27 protein-coding genes are annotated in these 25,211 nt (G+C 39.5%); all 27 read right to left on the reverse strand.

Annotated features, from left to right (window positions below; all coding sequences use genetic code 11):
* Entirely contained in the window at nt 1-549 is a 549-nt protein-coding gene (locus BK584_RS02685; RefSeq protein WP_078391158.1) for a ReoY family proteolytic degradation factor, read from the reverse strand.
* Between the two features lie 130 nt (nt 550-679).
* On the reverse strand, nt 680-1,939 hold the full coding sequence (locus tag BK584_RS02690; protein ID WP_437182727.1) for a tetratricopeptide repeat protein: 1,260 nt from the start codon (nt 1,937-1,939) through the stop codon (nt 680-682).
* A 290-nt stretch (nt 1,940-2,229) separates the two neighbouring features.
* Entirely contained in the window at nt 2,230-3,522 is a 1,293-nt protein-coding gene (gene aroA, locus BK584_RS02695; protein ID WP_078391160.1) for a 3-phosphoshikimate 1-carboxyvinyltransferase, read from the reverse strand.
* A gap of 10 nt (nt 3,523-3,532) precedes the next feature.
* Nucleotides 3,533-4,627: a prephenate dehydrogenase gene (locus BK584_RS02700; RefSeq protein ID WP_078395364.1), complete on the reverse strand. Its 1,095-nt coding sequence runs from the start codon at nt 4,625-4,627 to the stop codon at nt 3,533-3,535.
* Between the two features lie 24 nt (nt 4,628-4,651).
* Nucleotides 4,652-5,758 (reverse strand): histidinol-phosphate transaminase, encoded by a 1,107-nt coding sequence (hisC, locus tag BK584_RS02705; RefSeq protein WP_078391161.1) that lies wholly within the window; start codon nt 5,756-5,758, stop codon nt 4,652-4,654.
* 70 nt (nt 5,759-5,828) lie between these two features.
* Nucleotides 5,829-6,638 carry a tryptophan synthase subunit alpha gene (trpA, locus tag BK584_RS02710; RefSeq protein WP_078391162.1) on the reverse strand — a complete coding sequence of 270 codons (810 nt, stop codon included), beginning with the start codon at nt 6,636-6,638 and terminating at the stop codon, nt 5,829-5,831.
* Entirely contained in the window at nt 6,635-7,837 is a 1,203-nt protein-coding gene (trpB, locus tag BK584_RS02715; protein ID WP_078391163.1) for a tryptophan synthase subunit beta, read from the reverse strand. Before trpB ends, trpA begins: the two co-directional genes overlap by 4 nt.
* A 4-nt stretch (nt 7,838-7,841) precedes the next feature.
* On the reverse strand, nt 7,842-8,468 hold the full coding sequence (locus tag BK584_RS02720) for a phosphoribosylanthranilate isomerase (RefSeq protein WP_078391164.1): 627 nt from the start codon (nt 8,466-8,468) through the stop codon (nt 7,842-7,844).
* Entirely contained in the window at nt 8,465-9,232 is a 768-nt protein-coding gene (gene trpC, locus BK584_RS02725) for an indole-3-glycerol phosphate synthase TrpC (RefSeq protein ID WP_078391165.1), read from the reverse strand. The genes BK584_RS02720 and trpC overlap by 4 nt, the downstream gene beginning before the upstream one ends.
* On the reverse strand, nt 9,225-10,250 hold the full coding sequence (gene trpD / locus BK584_RS02730) for an anthranilate phosphoribosyltransferase (protein ID WP_078391166.1): 1,026 nt from the start codon (nt 10,248-10,250) through the stop codon (nt 9,225-9,227). The genes trpC and trpD overlap by 8 nt, the downstream gene beginning before the upstream one ends.
* A complete protein-coding gene (gene trpE, locus BK584_RS02735) occupies nt 10,243-11,745 on the reverse strand; it encodes an anthranilate synthase component I (RefSeq protein WP_078391167.1) in 1,503 nt (500 codons plus the stop codon). The genes trpD and trpE overlap by 8 nt, the downstream gene beginning before the upstream one ends.
* Nucleotides 11,746-11,979: 234 nt before the next feature.
* A complete protein-coding gene (gene aroH, locus BK584_RS02740; protein ID WP_078391168.1) occupies nt 11,980-12,345 on the reverse strand; it encodes a chorismate mutase in 366 nt (121 codons plus the stop codon).
* Nucleotides 12,342-13,418: a 3-dehydroquinate synthase gene (aroB, locus tag BK584_RS02745; RefSeq protein WP_078391169.1), complete on the reverse strand. Its 1,077-nt coding sequence runs from the start codon at nt 13,416-13,418 to the stop codon at nt 12,342-12,344. The genes aroH and aroB overlap by 4 nt, the downstream gene beginning before the upstream one ends.
* 3 nt (nt 13,419-13,421) lie before the next feature.
* Complete coding sequence (gene aroC, locus BK584_RS02750) at nt 13,422-14,594, reverse strand: chorismate synthase (protein WP_078391170.1); 1,173 nt, start codon at nt 14,592-14,594, stop codon at nt 13,422-13,424.
* 68 nt (nt 14,595-14,662) lie between these two features.
* Nucleotides 14,663-15,457 (reverse strand): CheR family methyltransferase, encoded by a 795-nt coding sequence (locus tag BK584_RS02755; RefSeq protein WP_078391171.1) that lies wholly within the window; start codon nt 15,455-15,457, stop codon nt 14,663-14,665.
* A gap of 123 nt (nt 15,458-15,580) precedes the next feature.
* Nucleotides 15,581-16,024: a nucleoside-diphosphate kinase gene (gene ndk, locus BK584_RS02760; RefSeq protein ID WP_078391172.1), complete on the reverse strand. Its 444-nt coding sequence runs from the start codon at nt 16,022-16,024 to the stop codon at nt 15,581-15,583.
* 134 nt (nt 16,025-16,158) lie between these two features.
* Nucleotides 16,159-17,130: a heptaprenyl diphosphate synthase component II gene (gene hepT, locus BK584_RS02765; protein WP_078391173.1), complete on the reverse strand. Its 972-nt coding sequence runs from the start codon at nt 17,128-17,130 to the stop codon at nt 16,159-16,161.
* Nucleotides 17,131-17,562: 432 nt separating this feature from the next.
* Entirely contained in the window at nt 17,563-18,450 is an 888-nt protein-coding gene (locus BK584_RS02770; RefSeq protein WP_078391174.1) for a UbiA-like polyprenyltransferase, read from the reverse strand.
* A 31-nt stretch (nt 18,451-18,481) separates the two neighbouring features.
* On the reverse strand, nt 18,482-19,204 hold the full coding sequence (locus BK584_RS02775; RefSeq protein WP_281255727.1) for a demethylmenaquinone methyltransferase: 723 nt from the start codon (nt 19,202-19,204) through the stop codon (nt 18,482-18,484).
* Entirely contained in the window at nt 19,191-19,952 is a 762-nt protein-coding gene (locus BK584_RS02780; RefSeq protein ID WP_169871027.1) for a heptaprenyl diphosphate synthase component 1, read from the reverse strand. The genes BK584_RS02775 and BK584_RS02780 overlap by 14 nt, the downstream gene beginning before the upstream one ends.
* 111 nt (nt 19,953-20,063) lie before the next feature.
* The gene (gene mtrB, locus BK584_RS02785) at nt 20,064-20,279 is read right to left on the reverse strand and encodes a trp RNA-binding attenuation protein MtrB (RefSeq protein WP_078391177.1); all 216 of its coding nucleotides are present in this window, start codon (nt 20,277-20,279) and stop codon (nt 20,064-20,066) included.
* Nucleotides 20,280-20,292: 13 nt separating this feature from the next.
* Nucleotides 20,293-20,850, reverse strand: coding sequence for a GTP cyclohydrolase I FolE (gene folE / locus BK584_RS02790; protein ID WP_139365596.1), 558 nt, complete (start codon nt 20,848-20,850; stop codon nt 20,293-20,295).
* A gap of 116 nt (nt 20,851-20,966) precedes the next feature.
* Nucleotides 20,967-22,445: a stage IV sporulation protein A gene (gene spoIVA / locus BK584_RS02795; protein WP_078395366.1), complete on the reverse strand. Its 1,479-nt coding sequence runs from the start codon at nt 22,443-22,445 to the stop codon at nt 20,967-20,969.
* 211 nt (nt 22,446-22,656) lie between these two features.
* Nucleotides 22,657-23,388 (reverse strand): YphF family lipoprotein, encoded by a 732-nt coding sequence (locus BK584_RS02800; protein ID WP_078391179.1) that lies wholly within the window; start codon nt 23,386-23,388, stop codon nt 22,657-22,659.
* A gap of 31 nt (nt 23,389-23,419) precedes the next feature.
* Nucleotides 23,420-23,623 carry a DUF2768 domain-containing protein gene (locus BK584_RS02805; RefSeq protein WP_078391180.1) on the reverse strand — a complete coding sequence of 68 codons (204 nt, stop codon included), beginning with the start codon at nt 23,621-23,623 and terminating at the stop codon, nt 23,420-23,422.
* Nucleotides 23,624-23,824: 201 nt separating this feature from the next.
* Nucleotides 23,825-24,091 carry a stage VI sporulation protein F gene (locus tag BK584_RS02810; RefSeq protein ID WP_078391181.1) on the reverse strand — a complete coding sequence of 89 codons (267 nt, stop codon included), beginning with the start codon at nt 24,089-24,091 and terminating at the stop codon, nt 23,825-23,827.
* A gap of 84 nt (nt 24,092-24,175) precedes the next feature.
* Complete coding sequence (locus BK584_RS02815; RefSeq protein ID WP_078391182.1) at nt 24,176-25,204, reverse strand: NAD(P)H-dependent glycerol-3-phosphate dehydrogenase; 1,029 nt, start codon at nt 25,202-25,204, stop codon at nt 24,176-24,178.
* Between the last annotated feature and the right edge of the window lie 7 nt (nt 25,205-25,211).

The following is a 25,211-nucleotide window of genomic DNA, read 5'->3' on the forward strand; positions in this document are numbered from 1 at the left end:
TCATCGTTTTTTTTCGATAGCATTCAATTGTGCCGTCAAAAGCATAAATTTTTCTTTATCGCCAGTATCAAGAGCTGCATCAATCTCTTCATTTAGTTTATTTGTTTGAAAACTGCGGATGGTTTCTTCTAAAAATGCTTCTGCTTTTTTCTCAAATTCATTTGCTCGTTCCTGTGTTTCTGGAAGGTATGGATTATCTTCAAGTACTGACAAGTAAGATGAACAAGTTGACCGCTCTTGGAAATGCAATTCAATATATATATCCTCTGACTGATTTAACCGTATATCATGGAAGGCTTTTTCGCAATCTGTTGTTACGTGATGGCTTTTCCGAAATGAAAATGGGATTTGGTCTATTCCTTGCGCAGAGATAATAAGTGCTTTAGGCGTCGCTTCTGAGCGATTTAAGAAATGGACCCGCTCCATCAACGTATCGTCATTCATTAAATAATTTAATAACCACGCACATTCACGTCGTTTTAATTGGTGCCGCTTTAAGAATCCTCTTAAAAAAGCTTTTTTGTCCATAACGGGAATGATATTACCCACAAGACCCCTCTCCTTTCAAAAAATAGGTTGACCAGTCCTTTCAATTGCCTAAAAAGGTATTAACCATTTCGCTCTTGAAACTCGATTATCCTTTTTCAATCAAACAATTGTTTTCAACAAATCCCGCACATTAAAATGAATCGTTTTGTAATTCCTCAATTAATTCTATAAGCTCCCCATTAGAAGGGTCTAATTGGTAGGCCTTTTTGATTAAAACAAGAGCTTTCTTACGGTCCCCTTCTTCAAGCATGAATTGTCCATATTCACTTAAGAATTCACTATCCTCTTGAAGGGTTAAATAAGCTTCTTCGTATAAAATTCTTGCCTCATTATATTGTTCCATATCTGCTTTTGCATATGCCTGATACCAAGTTAAAAGCGAATCTGTCTCTCCAAATTCCTTAGCGTGGTTAATCAAATCATCCAATTCAACCGCTCGTTCATTCTGCTTTAAGAAAGCAGATAACGTCTGTAAAGCTTCAACATTTGCTGGATTTAATGCAATTGCCTGACGTAAATATTGTTCAGCGCCAGTCGGATCTTGCATTTTTAATAACAATTTACCTGCAAGTAGTGGCAAAGCATCATTGAATTCATCCATTCTCATACCAGTCGTTAACGTCTCCAACGCTTCATCTAAACGATTTTCTGCTTCATATGCACGAGCTAACGGTACATATACACTAGTAAAGTCAGCATCCAGTGTTTTAACTGTCTCTAATTGCTCAATTGCAACAGTGTAATCCTTTTGTTGAAAGGCTGTAAAACCAAAATTAAATAGATGATTTGGCGACAATTCACTATTCTTTTGTTGATGATACAAAGATAGTGCGTCTTCAAATTGACCGTTAGCACTATAGGCTTCTGCTAACGCTAATCCAACATTCACTTCTCCAAGGTCAGCGTGTAAGGCTTGTTTTAAATAAGGAATTGCCTTATTATATTCACCTTGATCTAAATAAAATTCGCCTAAAGCATATGTGATAATTAATTCATCTGGAGCTTGTTTTGCAGCTGCAAGAAGCTTTTGTTCTGCAACTTCATCAAGCGCCTGCAACTGGTACAAATCTGCAAGTAATAATTGCGCTTGAAGAAAACTTGGATCATCTACTCTTACATCAAGCAAATATTCAATCGCATCATCTTCTTGATCAGCATCAATCATTAATTCTGCAGCCATAACCAACAATGACCCTTCTTCTGGATATAACCCCATTAGCAGCTCAATTAATGGCTGCGCTTTATCCACATGACCTAATTCATGGTAAAGCTCTGCTGCTTCAAAAATTTGCTCATGATCGTTGCTTTTAGCATATGCCGCTAAAAGATCAAGTGCTTGTTCTACGTTTCCTGTTTCAATGATCGTGTATATTTCCTGTTTTATAGTCACAGACATGCTCCTTTAATTTGCTACTTTCTTTTATTTTATAGTAAGCAAACTCTTTGATTCAACCATTCTGTTTGCCCAATTGTTTAAAATAATTTTTTAATTTTAATTGATCATGTTGACTTTGTAAGCGTTTTCTATTATTATCTAATTAGCGTATGGTTTCTCTCCACTCCTATCCATACATTATTAGCTTTTATAGCTAAACCCATTTGTAAACGCTTACGTTTGCAAATGGGCTTTTTTTTTTCAAAAAAAAAGCCATAGCAACTCATTATGCCATGACTCTTTTTTTAATCCATTAGCGAAGACAAATCAGCAAAGAAACGCGGATAAGACACATTGACTGCATCAAACTCTTGAAGGGTGACATCCCCTTGAGCGCATAATGCCGCAATTGCAAGTGCCATACCGATCCGATGATCTCCATGTGATATAACGCTACCACCGGTTAAGGGTTTCCCCCCACGTATGATCATCCCATCGTCGGTCGCTTCGATGTCGGCCCCTAGCTTAGCAAGTTCTCCAACCACTGTATCAATTCGATTGGTTTCTTTCACTTTTAGCTCCTCTGCATCACGAATAATACTTGTTCCCTTTATTTGCGTTGCTAAGACTGCTAAAACAGGGATCTCATCGATAAGGGTCGGCACTTCTTCACCTTCTATGATAAATGGAGTTAATTCTCCACCACTAATTTGTACATTCCCCCGTGGTTCCCCACCATTATTTGACGTTTCATGAATGGTTAGGTTTGCACCACTACGTTCTAGCACCTTTAAGATTCCAGCTCGTGTTGGGTTTAAACCTACATTTTTCATTTCGATACGACTACCTTCAACGACGCATCCTGCTACTAAGAAAAAAGCGGCAGATGATATATCTCCTGGAACATGGACATTCGTTGCTTGTAACGATTGCCCCCCATTTATACATATAGTATTTTTCTCTTTTTCTACACTTACTCCAAAAGCTGTTAACATTCTCTCCGTGTGGTCTCTCGTTGCATTCGCCTCTGTTACAGACGTTCGTCCCTCTGCTTGAAGACCGGCCAATAAGATCGCTGATTTCACTTGCGCGCTCGCTACTGGCATAACATAATCAATTGCCTTTAATGTTCCTCCACGAACAGAGAGTGGCGTTTTATTACCAGAGTCTCTACCATCAATTTTAGTTCCCATTTGTTTCATTGGTTTTGTTACTCGCGCCATTGGTCTTGAAGCAATAGATTCGTCACCTGCGATTGTTGAATAGAAAGGTCGTCCAGCTAACACACCTAACATTAAACGAATCGTCGTTCCAGAATTGCCGACATCAAGAACCGTCTTTGGTTCTTTAAGACCATCTAATCCGTTACCTACAATTGTAACGGAATCATCTTTCTGCTCGATGTGAACGCCCATTTCTCGAAAACAAGCAATCGTGCTTAAACAGTCTGCTCCAGACAAAAAACCGGTTACCTCGGTTGTTCCATTTGCCATAGCGCCAAACATAACTGCTCGGTGTGAGATTGATTTGTCACCTGGAATCATTAGCTCCCCAACTAAACCTGAATGAGCTCTTGCTAATTTTTTTGAATTACTCATGGCTCCCCCTTTATAGAACATACGTCTCGTACATTTGATCATTTAATGCTGCTCTAGCAGATACTCGGTCTTGGTCAGAACGGAAACTTAACCGAAGCACTCCCATGATATCTTCTCTCGTTTCTAAAATGCGAATATTTGTGATACTAATTAATCTTTCGGCTAAGATATGAGTAACATCAGAAACGACACCTGGATGGTCGGGCACATCAACAAATAAATCGTAAAATGCTGGAATCGCTCCCTTATCTCGTTCTGGCAATCCCTCTCTAAACGCTTTAGCTTGTTGGAAGTACTGATAAATCTTTTCTCCATCTTGGTCGGATACAAATTGCTTAATGCATGTCATTTCAGTTTCCCATTCATCAAATAAACGCAACATTTCTTCCTTGTTATGTAATAAAATGTCCCGCCACATGATCGGACTAGCGGAAGCGATTCTCGTTATATCACGAAATCCGCCTGCTGCAAGTCTTACTACATCAGGCTCTGTATGTTCCATTTTTTGGAGCTGATGAACAAGACTTGCTGCAATGATATGAGGGAAATGACTAACAGTACCTGCCATTTTGTCATGTTGCTTTGACTCTAGTTGCAAAAAACGGGCTTTCGTACCCTTAAGCAAATTTTGTAAAGCAATGATTTCACGCGGCTCAACCGTCTTAGTAGGTGTTAGCACATAAAATGCATTTTCAAACAAATGCGCTTTTGCTGCCTCAACACCTGACTTATGTGAGCCAGCCATCGGATGACCACCAATAAATGTCACTGATTCGTTAAAAATGGTAGCCGCCTCAACAATATCTTGCTTTGTTGAACCAACATCGGTAATGATGACTCCTGGTTTTAACGTATATGACGCTAGTTCTTTCATTAATTCAATCGTTTTGCTAACTGGAGCTGCCAGAATGATAAAATCTGCATTGGCAGCTCCGCTTTTTATCTCATTTACAGCCTCATCAATTACACCTAGAGATTTTGCGATGCTAAGTTGCTCTTTAGAAATATCAAATCCTTTAATGTGCACATGCCTATCTTGTTTGATGGAGAGCGCAATGGAACCACCAATCAAACCCATACCTATAATAAGAACTTCACGTTTCATTCCAACCATCACTGCCTCTTCTTTCTAAGCTTGTTTTGAACTAAACTGTTCAATTATTCCCGGAGCAACCTTCAAGAACGCATCATTTTCCGTGGCACTTCCAATTGAGATACGAATACCAGTTGGATAACCTAATGCCTCCCCAGAACGGAGTATAAACCCCTTTTCTAAAAAAGCTTGAAATAGCTGATTTCCGGGTATTCCCGTTTCTATCATAAGAAAATTTGTCTCTGATGGATATACAAACATGCCTAGCTCTTCAAAAAAATTACGTAACCTCGCCTTTTCTACACCATTTCTTTCACGGCAACTTTTTATAAATTCTTCATCTGCTAGCGCAGCTAGAGCAGCAGTATGTCCAATGACATTATTATTAAATGGAGGTCTGACTGGATCGATTGCTTGGACGATTGTCTCCTGTGCAATACCATATCCAATTCGAAGTCCTGCTAGTCCATATGCTTTTGAAAATGTTCTAAGCACGATAAGCTGAGGAATTTGCTTCATTAAGGCAACACTATCTGGGAAATCCTCCCCTTCTACATATTCAAAATATGCCTCGTCTGAAACAACCAAACAGTCGTTAGGTACTTTTTCTAGAAATGCAACAAATGAATCTGAATCAATCGCTACACCATTTGGGTTATTCGGATTACATACCCAAACGATTCGTGTATTCTCATTAATCTCTCGGAGCATCTTGTCCAGGTCGTGGGATCCATCATCTTTGACAGGTACTTCAATAATAGTAGTACCTTCAATCGTCGCATTTAGTTTGTATTGAGAAAACGAAGGAGTAGCCATCACTGTATTTGTCTCTGAAGTCAAGTACGCTCGACATAAAAATTGTATGACCTCATCAGAACCATTTCCTAATATAATCTGCTTTTCATCGACTCCATGCTTAGCTGCCAATGCTTGTCGAAGCTCTGTTCCATAACCGTCTGGGTATAAAGCTGTTTCTCCCGCCACGGCTGAAATAGCTTTTGCAACAGCAGAGGATGCTCCGTAAGGATTCTCGTTTGAAGCCATCTTCACAACCGTTTCCAAGTTATACTCTCTTTTTACATCTTCAATCGGTTTTCCAGGCGCATAAGCCGGCAACCCTTGTATTTGTTTCTTTGTATACATTCTTTTCCACCCACCTCAATTAGTCTTACTAGTAATCCTACGAAAAAAGCGCTATGCTAGCAACATTAATTTACCGTACTTGCGGAGCATAAAGCAGCTTTTGAACAAATCCTTTGATTTCATTTATGGCTTCTAATCTACTAGATTCCTTTTTTAAGGCTTGTTCATGCTTTCCGATTTGCTCAACTATTGCACTACCAATGACGACACCATTCGCATGACGATTCATTTCTTCGACTTGTTTATAATCGCCTATTCCAAAGCCCACCACGTAAGGAATTGTCGCTTCCCCCTTCACAAGGTCCAAAAAGCTTTGCAGTTTTGGATGTAGTTCTTTCCGTGTACCAGTTACACCTAAAGAAGAAACACAGTATAAAAACCCTTGCGCCGATGAAGCAATCTTTTTTATTCTTTCATTAGACGTAGGTGCAATTAGAGAGATTAACGCTAATCCTTTTGACTTACATTTAGCTGCAAAAGCATTACTTTCTTCAAAAGGTAAATCAGGCACTAAAACCCCATCGATTTCATAATCGGATGCCGTTTCTACAAAACGTTCAAATCCATATTGATATAAAGGATTCGCATACGTAAATACGATCACAGGTATGGTTAAGCCTTGTTTTCTCATCTGCGGGACTAGTTCCATCGCCTGTGTAAGCGTCATTCCATTTAACAACGCCCGCTTGGATGCCGCTTGAATCGTCGGACCATCAGCAAGCGGATCTGTATAAGGAATGCCTAATTCAAGCACATGGGCTCCGCTTTGTTCCAATGCGAGTGCTAAATCAATTGTCGCTTCAGGAACAGGATCTCCTGCGGTTAAAAACGGAATGAACAGCCTTTCTGCTTTTAATGCATTCGTTAGGCGCTCGCTCATTTGTCCCCCTCCTTAAATACGGATTGTAACGTATGCATATCTTTATCGCCTCTGCCTGATAAACAAACAAGAATAACTTCATCTTTTGACATATCCTTCGCTTGTTTGTATGCCTCCGCGAGCGCATGGGCAGATTCAATTGCAGCAATAATTCCCTCTTCTTTTGCGAGAAATGATAATGCTTCCAGCGCCTCATGGTCAGTCACCGCTTTGTATTCGACACGTTTGGCATCAGCCAAATAAGCATGTTCTGGACCTACACCAGGATAATCCAATCCGGCTGAGATTGAATAAGGTTCAGTAATTTGACCAGCTTCATCTTGAAGCAAATAGGTTAAAGAACCATGAATGATTCCTTTTTTTCCATTTGTAATTGTGGCAGCATGTTTGCTTGTTTTTGTACCAAACCCAGCAGCCTCAACTCCAATTAAATTCACGTTTTCATCGTCTAAAAAAGGATAAAACATACCGATTGCATTACTGCCCCCACCTACACAGGCAATAATCTTATCAGGCAATCTGCCTATCCGATTGAGCAATTGTTGCTTTGACTCATCCCCAATGACCCGTTGGAAATTACGAACCATTTTGGGATAAGGGTGCGGGCCTACTACAGAGCCAATTAAATAAAATGTGTCTTCCGCATGAGCGACCCAATAACGAATTGCTTCATTTGTAGCATCTTTTAACGTTTGGCTACCGGATTCGGCTGGAACTACTTCCGCCCCTAGCAATTCCATTCTAAATACATTAAGTTGTTGGCGTTCCATATCTTCAACACCCATAAACACTTTACATTCCATGCCAAATTTAGCAGCAATCGTGGCAGTTGCGACACCGTGTTGCCCCGCACCAGTCTCTGCCACTAACTTCGTTTTGCCCATTCGTTTAGCCAAAAGCGCTTGACCTAATGCGTTATTTAATTTATGAGCACCTGTATGAAGTAAATCTTCACGTTTTAAATAAATAGCAGCTCCACCAATACGCTCACTAACATTTGCCGCATACGTAAGTGGAGTTTCTCTGCCTGCATACTCTTGAAGAACTTCATTTAATTTTTCTTTGAAAGTACTGTCATTCATTGCTTCATCGAGACCTGCTTCTAATTCTTCGATTGCCGTCATCAATGTTTCAGGGACATATTGTCCACCATACTCTCCAAAACGACCATCATTATTCGGCATTGTTTTTAAATCCATATTCTCATCCCACTTCCTTTGCTAAACGAGCCATCTGAATCGCGCTTTTCTTACCATCTATTTCGATTCCACTAGAAACATCAATGCCATCAGGTTTATAGAGCACTAATTTCGATACGTTATCAGGATTTACTCCTCCAGCGATGAACACAGGGACATTTTGACGTTTTCCTTCTTCAAGGTAACGCGGAACTTCTCTCCAATCAAACGATTCTCCCGTTCCTCCCCAAGCTTTCTTAGAACGACAATCAACGATAAATCCATCGACGCTGCCGTTAAAGCTTCGCATTAAGTCCAGAGAAGCTTCTCCATGGTGAATAGCCTTCCACACTTTTGCCGATGTTTCTTTTCGGAGCTGATTCGCAAAACATGGATTTTCCATTCCGTGTAGTTGAATCACATCAAAGGCGTGAGTACTCATTACTCGCTTTATATTTTGAAGGTTCTCATTCACAAACAAAGCAACCGTTTGTTGTTTGTGAATTTTTGCTTGTTTAATCCATTTAGCAACAAGCTCTACTTGAACGTTCCTTTTGCTCTCTGCAAAAACAAAACCTAGATAGTGACAAGACGATGCTCCAGCCATGCGAACATCTTCCAGTGAATGGAGTCCACAATACTTTAATTTCATTCTGTGGCTACACTTTCAGAAAAGAGAGTTCGAATTGCCGTTTCCTTATCTTCGTTTCGCATTAAAGATTCACCAATTAAAACTGCGTTTGCACCAGCTTTTCGAACCCGTTCTATATCCTGTGCATGATGGATTCCACTCTCCGATACAATGACGACACCTTTAGGAATGAATGCTGCCATTTGCTCCGTTTGAGCCAATGATGTTTCAAAAGTGTTTAAATTACGGTTGTTAATTCCAATAATTTCTGGAGTGAATTGACTTAAAAGAAGTTTTAATTCCATCTCACTATGGACTTCGACTAAGCATTCCAGTCCTAACTTATAGGCTTTATTGTATAAAGCTTGTAATTGCTCCATTTCTACAGTACCAGCTATTAAAAGCAGTGCATCTGCCCCAAGACGTGCAGTTTCTTCAATTTGAAGCTCTGAAAGAATAAAATCCTTTCGTAATACTGGCAAAGTAGTCACTTGCTTCACTTCCGCTATATAAGCACGGTTCCCTTTAAAATAGTGTTCATCAGTTAGTACACTTATCGCTGAAGCACCCGAACTTTCATATACTTTTGCAATTTCTGCTGGAGATATATGTTCAGCAATCATGCCTTTTGAAGGAGATGCTCGCTTGATTTCTGCAATTAACCCAAGTGAATGGACAGGGGATAAGAGCGACTTTCGTAAACTTTTTCTTGGAAAGGAACGATATTCCGGTAACATTAGTCCTTCTATTTCCTTCTTCTTCGTTTCGAGAATCTCTTTAAGCATGCTTTCTCCCCCCATTTGATTGCGTTAGCAGCTCTAAATAGCGCAGCGTTTGTTTTGACTCAAGTGCCTTCTTTGTGTGATGTACTCCTTCAGCAATCGATGTTACATCATTGCGCGCATACAGAGCCGCACCTGCATTTAAAGCAACAATGTCTGAAGCAGCGGTTGGCGCGCTTCCTTTAAACACATCCAAAATCAGTTTAGCGCTTTCTTGTGGAGTGTTTACTTGAATATCTGTCAGGTTACCTGTAGCCAATCCAACATCTTCAGGGGAAAAACGATACGTAATCAGCTCTTTCCCACTAACTTCCACAACATGTGTATTCCCGTGGATCGCACACTCATCAAGCCCATTGGCTCCTGTTACGAGTAAACTATGATCGCTACCTAATTGGATAAGAGCACGCCCCATTTTTATCGCCGTTGCTTCATCATAAACCCCTAATAATTGATAACGCGCTTCAGCTGGGTTCGTTAACGGACCCAGAATGTTAAATATGGTCCGAAAACTAATCTCTTTACGCACATTTGCTACATGACGCATCGATTGGTGATAGTTAGGTGCAAACAAGAAACATAAAGCATTTTGTTTAAGTGAGGTCGCTGCTGACTCTGCAGTTGCTTGAATATCGATGCCAAGCAACTCTAAAACATCTGCACTGCCACTTTTTGAAGAAACAGAACGATTTCCGTGTTTCGCTACTGGAATATTCATTGAAGCGAGCACAATCGCAGTTGCCGTTGAAACATTAAACGTATTGAGACCATCTCCACCGGTCCCACATGTATCAATTGTACCTTCAACCCGATGAGGCAATTTCGTTGACATTCGACGCATCGCTCTAGCAAAACCAGTTATTTCTTCAATCGACTCGCCCCTAAAACTCATCAGTGTAAGTAGACTTGAGACCTGACTTTCTGTTAAATGACCAGTCATCATTTCTAGCATCATTTGCTCTGCTTCTTGCTCTGATAATGTCTCATGATTTAAGCATTTATTTAAAACGTCTTTAATCATGATGCACCACCCCAGCTCCAAACATGGCTTCAGTCTGCTCAATCGCTCGAATGAGCGCTTTTGCTTTATTCAATGTTTCTTCATATTCACTCTCTGGATCAGAATCCGAAACGATTCCAGCTCCTGCCTGAATGGTCGCTGTTCCTGACTCGAGCACGATGGTACGAATGGCAATACACGAGTCCATATTTCCATTAAAATCTAAATAACAAATTGCCCCACCATATATCCCTCTACTTGTAGGCTCAAGTTCATCAAGAATTTGCATTGCACGAATTTTAGGAGCGCCAGATAAAGTCCCCGCTGGAAAAGCCGCTTTTAAAGCATCAGCTGCGGTTTTCGAGCGTTCTAGCTTACCAGTCACTTTAGAAACGAGATGCATAACATGGGAAAATTTTCCGATTTCTAGAAAAGTAGGTACTTCTACAGAACCATATCTGGATACTTTTCCGACATCATTTCGAGCTAAATCAACAAGCATATGGTGCTCTGCTCGTTCTTTTTGATCTTCTAGTAACTCAGTGGCAAGGTTATCATCTTCTTCTTTCGTTTCGCCTCGTTTTCGAGTTCCTGCAATCGGGTGAACTTCAACATGACCGTTAAATACCGCAACTAATTTTTCCGGTGAACTCCCAATTAGTTCCTTTTGCCCCACTTTAATATAAAACATATAAGGAGAAGGGTTAATGTAGCGAAGGACTCGGTAAAGATCAAAACCTGTTACCGTTACGTTCATTTGAAGTCGTTGTGATAAAACTGCTTGAAAAATATCTCCAGCTTGAATATACTCTTTTATTATTTGAACGGCATCGATATATCTTTGCTTCGTATAATTTGATGTGACAGGCATTGAATTCGCACTGACATGGTTAAGCGATAATAATGAAGATGGTGGTGGATGCTCTAAGGTTGAAATAAGCTGTTTAACAGACGTTTTTGCATAATGATATGCGTCTTTAGCAGAACAACCATCTGATTCAACATGCTGAATGAAAGACAATTCTTTTGTTTTTTCATTTAAAGCTAGAATTTGTTCACAAATGATAAAATGCCTTTTCGTGCCTTCGTAACCTTTGTTGGTTTTATTAAGGATTGGCTCCATTTCGCGAACAGCCTCGTAGCTAATATAACCAACGGCACCGCCTTGAAAAGGAATGTCATTTCCACTTGGCTCTGGATTCAAGAACTGGACCGTTTGTTTATAACATTCATCAAACGAATCAGCCTTAACAATTACTTTGTTTGTCTGAATAGAAACGGTTGTATATTGCCCTTCGTCTTCCTTGCACTCATATATTGGCTTTAATCCAATAAACGAATAATTCGACCATTCAGATTCCGCATCATTGCTTTCCAATAAAAAAGCAGCTGTTTCTTTAAAGATCTGGAACATTTGGATAGGTGTTAATCCATCAGCAAACACATCTTCCCTGTACTTACTTAAACCATATTGTAAGTGTGCTTGACTAAAGGATTTAAAAGAGGTTTTCTTCATTTTTCACACTCCTAATTCTGTGAAAATGAAGAGCGTTTGGAGGGTTGACGGTTTCAGGACCGCCTTTAAAAGAAGGTATACTAAAAAAACGCACTATGCGCTTATTTATATTTCACTCCACTCTACTCCGCTCAACTCATTCTCAACTAATCTCAACTCTAACTAACTTCTCAACTATTACTTGCAAAATAGTTTAACTGAATTCCTGAAATGCGTCAACCATCTCCACAGTAATCACTCACTAACCAAATCGGGACGTAACATCTTTGCCTTTTCTAAAAACACATGTTTGACAGTTTTTTGATCGCACTCTGTATTTACTGACATCATAATGCGAATACACTTTGGCAAACTACCTTTAACTGGTATTTCTTGTGCACACATTACCGGGACATATTGCCATCCATTTATGTTCCGCAATGCCTTGGCAGGGAATCCAGCATCAATATCTGTGGTCGCGGTTATAATAACTTGAGCAACTGACTCTGGATCAATATGATTAAGTTCTATCATCTCACGAACAACCTTTTCTGTTGCTACTTCTATTTGTTTCGCTTCATTTTCTTCGATTGTAATGGCACCACGAATTCCGCGAATCATATTACTGCCTCCAATTCTTGTATAAGCATTGTACGTACTACATCAACAGGCACTTCTGTAACACAAGCTACTCCTGTTTTTTTAAGTAAGACCATCATTAATTTACCATGAGTTGCTTTTTTGTCCGTCCGCATGCGCTCGAGCAACCGTTCTGCATCTAAATCTTTTGGTATATGGAGTGAATACCCTAAGCTGTCAAACCATTCTGTAAAATTGTCAACATCAACTTTACTTCCTAAAAATTTGTTGCTTACGTTTAAAGCAAAACGAATACCTATCGCCACAGCCTCTCCATGAGTGATTCCGCCATATCCCATTTCTGCTTCAATTGCATGTGCAAGTGTATGACCTAGATTCAAATAAGCACGAATTCCTTGTTCACGTTCATCTTCACTAACAATATTTGCTTTAATCTGTACGGCTCTGCCTATCATCTTGGTAACTATACTTTCTTCAACCGCGTCTAAATGAAAAATATGCTCTTGTAACCAATTATAAAAAGAAACGTCAGAAATTAATCCAAGTTTAGCAATTTCAGCAAAACCGGACCGCCATTCTTTTTGTGGAAGCGTCTTAAGTAAGCCAGTATCAAAGAGAACAGCTTCTGGTTGATGAAACACACCAATCATATTCTTGCCTTTAGTTAAATTCACTGCTACTTTTCCACCTACGCTGGAGTCATGAGCAAGCAAAGTTGTCGGCACCTGTACAAAACGAATTCCACGCATATAAGTTCCCGCAACGAAGCCAGCTAAATCACCCACTACTCCTCCACCAAAAGCAACAATAACGGTAGAACGGTCCAGCCCCTGCTCAAGACAGTAAGCCGATAGCTTTTCAAACATCCTCATTGATTTTGACTGCTCACCACTCGGCACAAGAAAGCATTTTACTTCTTTTGAAAACGAATGAATGAGCGTCTTTAAATAAAGTGACGCAACAGTTTCATCAGCCACAATTAAATAAGAAGAAGCAGGGGCAATGACTTCTATCTTTCTTCCCGCTTCTTTCAATAATCCCGGACGTACTTCCACTTCATATTTTTTTGAAGGTGTAGGCACTTGAATCAACATCTATTAAAACTCCTTGGCTGCGTCATTATGCTGTTTGATAGCAGCTTGTAAAACAGCAAGCTGGTCAGATCCAAAGGTCTCCATTACCGCATTTGCAACTTCCCAAGCAACAACATTTTCACACACAACAGAAGCCGCTGGAACAGCACAGCTATCAGATCTCTCAACACCCGCAGCGAACGGTTCCTTTGTATCAATATCAACACTTTGTAATGGTTTATATAGTGTTGGAATTGGTTTCATAACCCCTTTGACAACAATCGGCATGCCATTTGTCATACCACCTTCAAACCCACCTAATCGGTTTGTTTTTCTTGTGTACCCTTTATCCTCACTCCACTCAATTTCGTCATGAACTTGACTCCCTGGTAATCGTGCTGCTTCAAAACCAATACCGATCTCAACGCCTTTAAAAGCATTAATACTCATGACTCCAGCAGCAATTTTCCCATCAAGCTTTCGGTCATAATGTACATGGCTACCTAATCCAATTGGCGCTCCTTCTACAACTACTTCTACAACGCCTCCAATTGAATCACCATCTTGCTTTGCCTGATCAATTGCTTTCTTCATTTCTTCGCTTGCTTCTTTATCTACACATCTAACCTCTGAAGCTTCTGAACGATTTCTCAGATCTAAAACAGACGTATAATCTATATCTTTTGCTTTGATTCCACCAATTTCACGCACATGTCCTGCTACTTCAATGCCAACAGCTTTCAGCAATACTTTAGCAAGTGCACCGCAAGCAACTCGAACAGTTGTTTCTCTTGCTGATGAACGTTCAAGTACATTACGCATATCCCGGTGCCCATATTTAATCGCTCCGTTTAAATCTGCATGACCTGGTCTAGGCCTGGTTAACTTACGTTTCATTTTCTGTTCTTCTTGTTCGGTAATTGGTTCAGCACCCATAATTTTCGTCCAATTTTTCCAATCTTTGTTTTCTACTACAAATGTGATTGGTGCTCCAGTGGTGAACCCATGACGAACACCACTTAAAATTTGTACCTGATCTTTTTCAATTTGCATCCTGCGGCCACGACCATATCCTCCTTGACGTCGTGCTAGCTCAGCATTAATATCATCTGCCGTTAAGGGGAGTTGCGCCGGCACACCTTCAATAATCGTTGTTAATTGGGGCCCGTGTGATTCACCTGCTGTTAAAAACCTCACTGTCAACATCCTTTCATTTTCCCAATACACTTCATTGCTTCTACGCGTTAAATTATATCAGTAATGGTTTATTTTTTCAATTCTATTTTTTGATAAAAAAATGGAGCCACTGCCTTTAAGCCATATTGTTCTGGCTTAAAAATCTGTTCCGTGCTACCTACGAATAGCACTCCCCCTGTTACAAGAGCATTGCTTAATTTTATAAAAATCTTTCTTTTTGCTTCATCAGTAAAATAAATCAATACATTCCGACAGACGATTAGATCACACCGTTTAGGGTAAGCATCATTTAATAAGTCAATCCGGGTGAAGTTAACCATTTTACGAATATGTTTTTTTACAATGACACCTGACTCTTCCTCTTCAAAGTAATCCTTTATAATAGGCTCTGGCACTTCCTTTAGACCACGCGGTTTATAATGTCCCCTTTTCGCTTGTATTAAAGCCTCTTCATCAATGTCACTGGCCATAATGACCCCGTTTTCCAGACTTCTTTTTGCAAGATCGCACATAATCGCAAGAGTGTAAGGTTCTTCTCCAGTCGAACTAGCAGAACTCCAAATACGCAAGCCTGTTTTGTTGTTGTTTAAAAGCGGTAAAATAGTTTTTGATAGCATTTGCCACCGATTATAATTGCGAAAAAAAGAAGAAACATTGATTGTCACTTTATCTACGCATTCATCAAGTAACACTTCATCTTTCTTCAATGCTTCTCCATATTCAGCCAATGTAGCGAATTGCCGTTTTTCACATAGAGAAAGTAATCGCCTTTCCATTTGTGGTCTCTTATAAGCATCCAGCTGTATTCCCGTTAAATGATGAAACAATTGCTTGAATTGTTCATAATCTCCATATGTATTCATGCGTTATTAAAGCAGTCTATCATCTTTGCTTTGTCCACCCTTTCTTGTACATTAGTTAAAGTTTATCATGAACTCATCCACGCTGACGTTATAAAACAAAAAAAACACATCCGAAGATGTGTTTTAAACCCATTCGCTTCCGCTCTTTTTATAAGTAGACAATTCACTTTCTTCAAAAAAGATGCCAATCTCACGTTCTGCACTCTCTACAGAGTCAGAACCATGCACAACATTCATACTAACTTGTATCGCAAGATCACCACGAATAGTACCTGGTGCAGCTTCTAGTGGATTTGTTGCTCCAATTAATTGGCGTGCTGTTTTTACAACACTTTCGCCTTCCCACACCATCGCAAATACAGGACCTGACGTAATAAAATCAACTAACTCGCCGAAAAATGGGCGCTCTTTATGTTCACCATAATGTGTTTTAGCTGTTTCTTCACTTAATGAGACTAGCTTTGCCGCTACAAGTGTAAAACCTTTTTGTTCAAATCTAGAGACAATATTTCCAATTAAATTACGTTGTACACCATCTGGTTTAATCATTACATATGTACGTTCCATGAAGTAAAACCTCGCTTTAACTAAAATAAAAACCAACCTCTACAGTATAACAAAATAAGTAAGCGCTAACAATAAAAATAATTTGATTTTCTTGCAATTTTCTACACAAAAAAACCAGCTTACAAATAAGCTGGTTAATATTTTCTCCGACCGATATACGCCGCCACTTGCGTTAAGTGTCTTTTTGCGTCACAATCTGGGAACTCATTTAATAAGGCATGCGCCTTAGCCAAATAACGATCACTCATTTTTTGGGAATGCTCAATTCCACCAGATGAACGCACCGCCTCTAAGATTGGTTCCATATCAATTGTATGTGATGATTTCTTTGTTAGTTGTTGTTGCAACATTTCTTTAAAACCTATTGTATGTTCAATTGCATACAGCGCAGGTAATGTTACATTGCCCTGTCTCAAATCGCCACCTGCTGGTTTCCCAAGTTGTTCATTCGTACCTACGAAATCCAATATATCATCCATAATTTGATAAGACATTCCTAAAAAATAAGCAAAAAAGTACATTTTTTGCTGTAATTCTTCAGTGACATTTGCTGCAATTGCGCCCAACTGACAACTAACTGCAATCAACAAAGCTGTTTTTCGTTTAATTCTACGAAAATACGTCCTTAAATTCTGATCCCAATTATATTGATCCCGAATTTGTTCAACTTCCCCACGACACATCTGGTTCATCGCATCAGAAATAATGACATGAACACGCTGTTCATTAAATGCTTTTGTTGTTTCAATTGCATGACCAAAGATATAATCTCCAGTATACATGGCTACCCGATTATCCCAGCGTGACATAACTGTCTCATTGCCTCGTCGCAATGGAGCATTATCGATCACATCATCATGGACTAAAGAACCCATATGAATTAGCTCTAAAGAGACTGCTATATGTTTAAGACGATCTAGTTTATAATCTCCAAATTTCCCTGCTAATAATACAAGCACAGGTCGAATTCGTTTCCCTCCTGCTCGTAGCAGGTCTGTTGACGCTTCTTTTAGAACTGGGTGTCTCGCAGAAAGCGTATGTTCCAATTCTGATTCAATATATTCAATATCTGTTTGAAATTCCTTGTAGATATCTGCTAACTTCATGAACGCCACCCTCATGCAGAAAAATCGTACTGCGTTATTTTTAAATGGAACCAGCTGGCTACCATTGTTCTAATTTCGTTGCGGGATGTTCAATAAAGCCTTCCTCGTAGCAAAGTTGAAAAAAATAAACAATCATTTTTCTGTTTTTTCATCACTCGATGCAAAAGGTCATTTAAAAACATTTTACCCGGTTTGGGAAAACGTTTATCTCTGAAAAAGTTGCTAAAGCGACAATATCTTGTTCATATCTTCGCTTTAAACAAGCTATTTCAAAAGTTTCCTTTGACCTAATCCAAAGAAATCTTCTGCTCACCGTTAAAAGCGTGTACGCCATTGGTAAGCCAATTCGTTCATCTAAGCTGACCAAGGTCGTACACATACGACAATGCCGTAATTACATGAAGCTTTATCCCTTTAGTAACATACTTATTATTAACTAAATCGAAGAATAAGCATGTCCACAAATGCAAACATAAACAACAATACAGACAACGTGCCATTCATCGGAAAAAATGCCAATTGCACTCTTGACAAATCATCTTTTTTTACAATTGCATGCTGGTAAATCATAATTCCCCCAGCAAGAAGCACACCCATTAAATAGATCCATTTTAATTCTGAAACAAAAAACAATGTAACAAAGAAAATAAAACTGAATACGTGAAAACTACGGGCTATCCATAATGCTTTTGCGATTCCAAATCGACTTGGAATTGAATAAAGCCCGTTCTCTCTATCATATTCTGAATCTTGGGTTGCATAAACCGTATCAAAACCAGCCAGCCAGAACATGACCGCAAAAAACAAGCATAGTGCTGTTACTGAAAGTTCTCCTGTAACCGCAACCCACCCTCCAAGAGGAGCGATACCAATTGTTATTCCTAACACTACATGACACAGCCAAGTGAATCGTTTCGTGTACGAATAAAAGACAAGAAAAAAAACGGCAATTGGTAACAAATAAACAGAAAGCATATTTAGTTGAAATGCCGCTAGAAATAATAGCGCGAATGAAACGACAATAAAAATCCATACATCTGTTTTAGATAAAAGCCCCGCAGGTATTTCCCGTTGTGCTGTTCGAGGATTGTGTTTATCAATGTTTGCATCAATCACTCTATTTAACGACATTGCCGCGCTCCTTGCACCAACCATCGCAACTGTTACCCACAGCCATTGCCAAAGCGTAGGAAATTGCCCAGATACAGTCAAGCTCCCTAACAACATTGCTAAGAACGCAAAAGGTAAGGCAAAGACAGTGTGTTCAACTTTAATCATTCGCATAAATGTTTTTGTTTTTGTTAATGCTTCAGCAGCCATTTGTTTGGCTTCCCCTCTTTCATTTGTTTCTCTACTCCGGCTTATGCCCCATATGCATTGACGCTACGCCACCAGTGTAACTTTTCACTTCTATGTCAACTAATCCTGCTTCTTCAAACATTTCTGCCAACCGATTGCGGTCAGGAAAAGCCATCGTTGATTCTTGCAACCATGAATACTCATCGTATTTTTTAACAAATAGTTTTCCAGCAAGTGGCATAACGTGTTTAAAATAGAAAAAATAAACTTGTTTAAAACCTGGAATGGTAGGTTGGGATGTTTCCAAACAAACGACCTTCCCCCCTGGCTTAACCACTCTCTGCATTTCTTTTAATGCTCCCATGTAATCTGGAACATTTCTTAAACCAAATCCAATTGTCACATAATCAAAGGAATTGTCCTCATACGGAAGCGACATTGCATTTCCATGAACTAACTTGATATTTTTAGATTTTGCAGCTGAAATTTTTTGTTTACCGACTTCAAGCATATTCTCACTAAAATCTAGCCCTGTTACGAGTCCACTCTTACCAACAGCCTCTCCCAACGCCAAAGTCCAATCAGCTGTTCCACAGCAGACATCAAGGGCTGTTTCCCCAACTTCAACACTCATCCGCTTCATTGTATCTTTTCTCCAAGCTTTATGGCGCTGCAAACTGATAACAGAGTTCATTAAATCATATTTTTTGTGGATTGATTGAAAAACATCATGAACACGTTCTTCTTTAGATTGCGTCACGTTAAACCCCTCCATCTCTTTCAAACAATAGACGAATAAGTTCGCCCACCTCATCCTGATGTGTAGCCGCTTCTTCTTGGATTAAGTGCCACTCCACTTTCTTTGCTTCCTCAAACATATTTTCTTCTACTTCATTTGAATGTTGCCCATTTCTTAAAGACAATCGAAGAGGTGATATTTTTCCTTCAGTCGCCTCTTGTTCATCTCTGCATAATCGCTTATAAAAGAAAAATGTTCTTACTAACTCATCATAATCAGTTATGTTTAACTTCTTAGTAATGGATGTAAGCAAAAGCGATTCAATCGCCTTTAACTGTTGCAGCCGTTCTTGAAAAGGGGCTTCTTTGTCCATATAAATAGCCATTTTCTGTTCATAAATTTCTTGTAACGTACTACCAAAAAGCTCAATCATATCGACAGCATTAACGCCTGCCAGTGACTGGTAATAAAGCGCACTATAAAAGTCGCCGGCCAATACATTAAGCTGACGCTTCTTTTTAGAAGTATCATCGTTTTTATTATGTAAAGAAACAAGTTCGTGAATTGCAAGGCCTGCATGTACATAGCCCCATGCAAGCGTTATCGCAATCGCACGATCAGTTGGCTCTCTTTTTATCAAGATTGAATACACAAACCATAATTCATTTTCGTCAGGACGCGTATCATCAATATAATCCTCTAAATAATCATGGCGTACTAGTTGTTCATAGTATTGCTTTAATTCAGTAGCCGATTGTATAACCGGCACCGCTTTTTTTTTCATGCTTGATGTCCCCTCTTTGCAAATGCACGCCGCATTATCTTTATTATAGTATAGCATAGCAACTGGAGCATGGACACATCGAATAGAAGCCTAGTTATTTACACAATGTGCTCAATCTGTATCAATCGATCCATGACTCGTTTGTATAGTTGCTTTGCCACGAATTTTCACTGCTGAAGTATGCTCGGTAAATTGACCAATCATCACTTCTCCTTTATCCAGTTTTTCTGAATGGTGAAAACGTGTGTCAGTACCTCTTGTAAGTCCAATCACTTGAACGCCATTTTCATTTGCTTTTATGACAAAAAAATCATCTTGATGTGCCATTTTTGCCCCCTCCTTATTTTATTAATGTAAGGACCTCATTACGCGCTTGAGAATCCTCTGCAAATTTACCTCGAACTGCTGTAGTGACTGTTTTTGAGCCAGGCTTCTTAATTCCTCTCATCGACATGCATAGATGCTCCGCTGATAAAACCACCATCGCTCCTTTTGCATCAAGCGTTTCCATCAAAACATCAGCTAGTGTTTTCGTAATTCTTTCTTGAACTTGCGGACGTCTTGCAATTCCATCTACTGTTCTGGCAAGCTTGCTTAAGCCTGTAACAGCTCCATTTCTAGGTAAATAGGCAATATGCGCTTTCCCAAAAAAGGGAACTAAGTGATGTTCACACATGGAATAAAACGGTATATCTTTCACAAGTACTAATTCCTCATGGTCTTCACCAAATACCGTTTTTAAATGTTCAGCAGGATCTTCATGTAAACCGCTAAACATTTCCTCATACATTTTTGCTACTCTTTTTGGTGTATCTATTAGACCTTCTCTGTTTGGATCTTCACCAACTGCCTCTAACATCATTCGAACTGCTTGTTGCAATTTATCGTGATCAACCATTGCTTGTCCCTCCATCATCCATCTCTCTACAAATAAATTCTCTTATAAAGAGTAGCAAAAGTGTGCCTGAAAAGCAAAAAGAACTCACTGCTTAAGCAATGAGTTCTTATCTACCTCTAAAGGATGATCGCAATTAAACCGCCAGAACCTTCATTTATAATTCGCTCTAACGTTTCTTGTAGCTTATAACGCGCGTTTTCAGGCATTAAAGAGAGTTTTGCAGAAATCCCTTCACGTACAATGGAATTTAACGATCTACCAAAAATATCGGAATTCCAAATGGACAGAGGGTTCTCTTCAAAGTCTTGCATTAAGTATCGCACAAGCTCTTCACTTTGTTTCTCTGTGCCTATGATCGGCGCAAATTCTGATTCAACATCAACTTTCACCATGTGAATTGATGGAGCGACGGCTTTAAGACGTACTCCAAACCTTGAACCTTGACGAATGATTTCTGGCTCATCGAGGCTCATATCCGACAATGCCGGAGCCGCAATACCATAGCCAGTTTGTTTGACCATACGCAAGGCATCCGCAACTTGATCATACTCTGATTTAGCATGGGCAAAATCTTGCATTAGAGAAAGTAAATGATCTTTCCCACGTATTTCAACACCAACAACTTCTTTTAGCACTTGGTCGTATAACTCATCAGGTGCATATAAATCAATTTCTGCAATTCCTTGACCCATCTCAATACCGGCAAGCTTTGCTTGATCAATAAAATCAAGTTCAGTGAACTGACCTACCACTCTATCAACATCACGTAATCGTTTAATATCTTTAACTGTCTCACGCACAGACTCTTCATAACTCTGGCGGAGCCAATGCTCGTTCTTTAAAACCATTACCCAACTTGGTAAGTTTACGTTTACTTCATGAACTGGAAATTCAAATAGCACTTCACGCAATACGCTATTAATATCATAATCAGTCATGCTTTCAATACTCATCGCCAACACAGGAATATCATATTCTTCCGATAAAGAAGCTCTTAATTGTTCTGTATCTGGATGATTTGGACGCACACTATTAACGATCATTATAAACGGTTTACCTACTTCTTTTAATTCCTCAACAACTCTTGCTTCAGAATCTAAGTAGTCATGGCGAGGAATATCGCCTATTGTTCCATCAGTGGTAACGACAACACCTAAAGTTGAGTGTTCTTGAATCACTTTTCTAGTTCCAATTTCAGCCGCTTCTTGAAACGGAATTGGTTCTTCATACCAAGGTGTGTGAATCATTCTTGGTCCATTCTCATCCTCATATCCTTTTGCTCCTGGCACAGCATATCCGACACAGTCAACAAGACGAATATTCACATCAAGTCCTTCATCCACATGGATAGAAACGGCCTGATTTGGTACAAATTTTGGTTCGGTTGTCATAATTGTTTTACCTGCAGCTGATTGTGGAAGCTCGTCTTGTGCTCTCGCTTTATCTGCCTCATTTTCAATATTAGGCAACACCACAAGTTCCATAAATTTTTTGATGAACGTTGATTTTCCCGTGCGAACCGCTCCAACGACGCCGAGATATATGTCGCCACCGGTCCGCTCCGCGATATCTTTAAAGATATCTACTTTTTCCAACAAGATCAATCCCCTCCCGGTCAAGTAAAGTATGATGCAGCCGAGTCTGTTGTCCTCTAACCACTACCATTTCTATGACATTGTCCAATTAATATGACTGACTTCGGTGAAATATTTATCTCTGCACCAGTTGCTCGAGAAGGGGAGCTTATATACAAAATGCCCCTTCCAATTTCATTTTACGAACGGAAGCGGCATTCTAGACCATTTTTTATTCAGTTTCGTAAAAACGAGTATCATAAATAATACCTTCATCTTCATCAAATGAATATGGTACGGAAAATAACGGCACAAAAGGTGATTCCTGATAAAGATACGAACGCAAATCTGTATCTTCTTCAAATAGATGTTCTTCAGCGTTTTGCAGTTCCATCAAATCCAACTTATAGTCTATAATGATATCGCCTTCATTTGTAAATAAAAGCGGGAGCATCGTTTCGTTATAAGGGCTATTGATATAAGGCTGCTCAGCATAACCAAGTTCCTTATAATCCAATGTAAATAAATTATGATCTAACACATCTTTAATTGGGGCATAATCATGCTGTCTTATGTAATCATGAACACGCTGACGCAAATCACGTATTTTATTCATAGATGTTAAATCAATAACCTTTACTTCTGGTTCTTCTTCAACATTTACTAATACAAACTGATGAGTTCCACCGTTTTCAAATGAAGTTCCAGGGGGTTCTTGCATATATCTCGGCACAAGCTGCCTGAAGTCAACTACATAACGTTGATACAAGTTCGTTGTCTCATCAAATGTATTAATAGGCAAGACTCCTGTATCTTCTTGAAACTGGTCAACTGCCGCTTGTACACTGGCAAGTTGATCCGGATATGCTACTTGGTTTTCACCACGTTGTTCATCTGGCAGAAAACACCCACTCATCATCATTAAGCCAAACGCTGCCGACATAGCAGTTAACAAACGTTTCATTTGTCAAACCCTTTCTACTAAAAAAATACGCCTATCTAACTGAAGTTGGACCACCAACGACAATATAAAAAACAACAATACCAGAGACAAGCAAACAACAAAACGAAAACGTTAGAACAGCTTTAGCAAAAATACCGCTCAACTTCGTTCTGGCGAGCAATGCTGTTCCAGCTGAAATGAACATAAGCAGCAATCCTCCAAAAGATATGTACATATTTAACATTGCTGTCGACATAAAACCACCTCGCTTTTCCTTACTTACTCTAGCTATTATAGCATATGAAGCTGTTGGCTTACAGGCAAAAAAAGCTAGACAGAAGTGGGGCGCTCCTGTCTAGCTTGACTAAGTCCTCTTTCTTTGCCCTCTTTATAGTAGGTGTTCTATTAAAGTATATGCAGGCTTCGAATTTTGGTCTAGATGTTTGACTAATTCTTGTTATTTATTGTTGTTGAACATTTTTGTTAACGACGACAAATCCGCGGGCATATTATTGCTTAAAATCGCTTGCACAATTTGATCCTCTTTTTCTTTCGTTACTGGCTTATTTGCTAGTGCAGCTACTCTGCCAATTAATCCTCGCAATGTAGCTTCATCCTTCAAATTCGCTTGGCTGACAGAATTAGCGAGCTTTAGTAGCTCATCAGGACGAACCTTAGCTGATTTCTGAACTTGATCAAAAAAAGACTCATTCTTTTTAAACATCCAAATCCCTCCTCATGCTTACGTTCCCCCATATCGTATGCAAAAGGCCTAGAAGTGTGAATCATCTAGTTTGAATTAAAGGAATTAAAGATCATAAAGCGATTCCACTTCATTCCGCTTCACACGTCCCATCAATTCTTCAGCAGCTTGATAAGGGTCGATTTTTTCAAACAATACTGAGTACAATGCTTTCGTGACAGGCATATCAATATTCGTTTCATTTGCTAGTTCGTGCGCGGCTTTTGTGGTACGAATGCCTTCTACAACCATACCCATTTGTTCTAATACTTCTTCCATCGTCTTACCTTCACCTAACATTTTACCTGCTCTCCAATTCCGAGAATGAACGCTTGTACATGTAACAATCAAGTCTCCAAGTCCTGATAAGCCAGAAAAAGTTAGTGGGTTCGCTCCCATATGTACGCCTAAACGGGCAATTTCCGCTAGACCTCTCGTCATAATCGCCGCTTTTGTATTATCGCCATACCCTAAACCATTGGTCACACCACAGACAAGTGCAATGATGTTTTTTAATGCACCGCCAATTTCAACACCAACCAAATCTGGGTTTGTATATACGCGGAATTGCTGATTCATAAACAAATTTTGTGCATACGTCGCAGCCTCATCATCTTCTGATGCGACCGTTACTGTAGTTGGCTGACGTAATGCCACTTCCTCAGCATGGCTTGGCCCCGATAAGACCGTAATTGATCCCATTTGATCCGAACCTAAACCTTCTTCTTTAATGATTTCTGACACACGCTTATGTGTTGAAGGCTCAATCCCTTTACTTGCATGAATAATTGGCGTTTTTTTTGAAAGTAAAGGCAACAAACTGCGAACTGTTTCCCTAATGACTTTCGAAGGGACAACAAGCAAAACCGCATCTACATCACATAAAGCCTCTTTTGCTTCAGTAAACCCTTTAATACCAGTAGGAATCGTAATACCAGGCAAATACGTATTATTCGTATGATTGCCATTTATTTCATCAATTTGCTTTGCACGTCGACCAACTAGACGAACTTCATGCCCATTATCGGCAAGCACGATTGCTAACGCACTTCCCCAACTTCCAGCACCAAATACAGCTATTTTTTGTTTACTCATCTTCGCT

The organism is Shouchella patagoniensis (assembly GCF_002019705.1).
Lineage (GTDB): Bacteria > Bacillota > Bacilli > Bacillales > Bacillaceae_D > Shouchella > Shouchella patagoniensis.

What these genes read in the sequence shown, in the direction of transcription:
- aroA (WP_078391160.1), bottom strand. Translation starts at nt 3,522, where the DNA reads ATGAGTAATTCAAAAAAATTAGCAAGAGCTCATTCAGGTTTAGTTGGG.
- BK584_RS02700 (WP_078395364.1), bottom strand. Translation starts at nt 4,627, where the DNA reads ATGAAACGTGAAGTTCTTATTATAGGTATGGGTTTGATTGGTGGTTCC.
- hisC (WP_078391161.1), bottom strand. Translation starts at nt 5,758, where the DNA reads ATGTATACAAAGAAACAAATACAAGGGTTGCCGGCTTATGCGCCTGGA.
- trpA (WP_078391162.1), bottom strand. Translation starts at nt 6,638, where the DNA reads ATGAGCGAGCGCCTAACGAATGCATTAAAAGCAGAAAGGCTGTTCATT.
- trpB (WP_078391163.1), bottom strand. Translation starts at nt 7,837, where the DNA reads ATGGATTTAAAAACAATGCCGAATAATGATGGTCGTTTTGGAGAGTAT.
- BK584_RS02720 (WP_078391164.1), bottom strand. Translation starts at nt 8,468, where the DNA reads ATGAAATTAAAGTATTGTGGACTCCATTCACTGGAAGATGTTCGCATG.
- trpC (WP_078391165.1), bottom strand. Translation starts at nt 9,232, where the DNA reads ATGCTTAAAGAGATTCTCGAAACGAAGAAGAAGGAAATAGAAGGACTA.
- trpD (WP_078391166.1), bottom strand. Translation starts at nt 10,250, where the DNA reads ATGATTAAAGACGTTTTAAATAAATGCTTAAATCATGAGACATTATCA.
- trpE (WP_078391167.1), bottom strand. Translation starts at nt 11,745, where the DNA reads ATGAAGAAAACCTCTTTTAAATCCTTTAGTCAAGCACACTTACAATAT.
- aroH (WP_078391168.1), bottom strand. Translation starts at nt 12,345, where the DNA reads ATGATTCGCGGAATTCGTGGTGCCATTACAATCGAAGAAAATGAAGCG.
- aroB (WP_078391169.1), bottom strand. Translation starts at nt 13,418, where the DNA reads ATGTTGATTCAAGTGCCTACACCTTCAAAAAAATATGAAGTGGAAGTA.
- BK584_RS02755 (WP_078391171.1), bottom strand. Translation starts at nt 15,457, where the DNA reads ATGAATACATATGGAGATTATGAACAATTCAAGCAATTGTTTCATCAT.
- ndk (WP_078391172.1), bottom strand. Translation starts at nt 16,024, where the DNA reads ATGGAACGTACATATGTAATGATTAAACCAGATGGTGTACAACGTAAT.
- hepT (WP_078391173.1), bottom strand. Translation starts at nt 17,130, where the DNA reads ATGAAGTTAGCAGATATCTACAAGGAATTTCAAACAGATATTGAATAT.
- BK584_RS02770 (WP_078391174.1), bottom strand. Translation starts at nt 18,450, where the DNA reads ATGGCTGCTGAAGCATTAACAAAAACAAAAACATTTATGCGAATGATT.
- BK584_RS02775 (WP_281255727.1), bottom strand. Translation starts at nt 19,204, where the DNA reads ATGGAGGGGTTTAACGTGACGCAATCTAAAGAAGAACGTGTTCATGAT.
- BK584_RS02780 (WP_169871027.1), bottom strand. Translation starts at nt 19,952, where the DNA reads ATGAAAAAAAAAGCGGTGCCGGTTATACAATCGGCTACTGAATTAAAG.
- mtrB (WP_078391177.1), bottom strand. Translation starts at nt 20,279, where the DNA reads ATGGCACATCAAGATGATTTTTTTGTCATAAAAGCAAATGAAAATGGC.
- folE (WP_139365596.1), bottom strand. Translation starts at nt 20,850, where the DNA reads ATGGTTGATCACGATAAATTGCAACAAGCAGTTCGAATGATGTTAGAG.
- BK584_RS02800 (WP_078391179.1), bottom strand. Translation starts at nt 23,388, where the DNA reads ATGAAACGTTTGTTAACTGCTATGTCGGCAGCGTTTGGCTTAATGATG.
- BK584_RS02805 (WP_078391180.1), bottom strand. Translation starts at nt 23,623, where the DNA reads ATGTCGACAGCAATGTTAAATATGTACATATCTTTTGGAGGATTGCTG.
- BK584_RS02810 (WP_078391181.1), bottom strand. Translation starts at nt 24,091, where the DNA reads ATGTTTAAAAAGAATGAGTCTTTTTTTGATCAAGTTCAGAAATCAGCT.
- BK584_RS02815 (WP_078391182.1), bottom strand. Translation starts at nt 25,204, where the DNA reads ATGAGTAAACAAAAAATAGCTGTATTTGGTGCTGGAAGTTGGGGAAGT.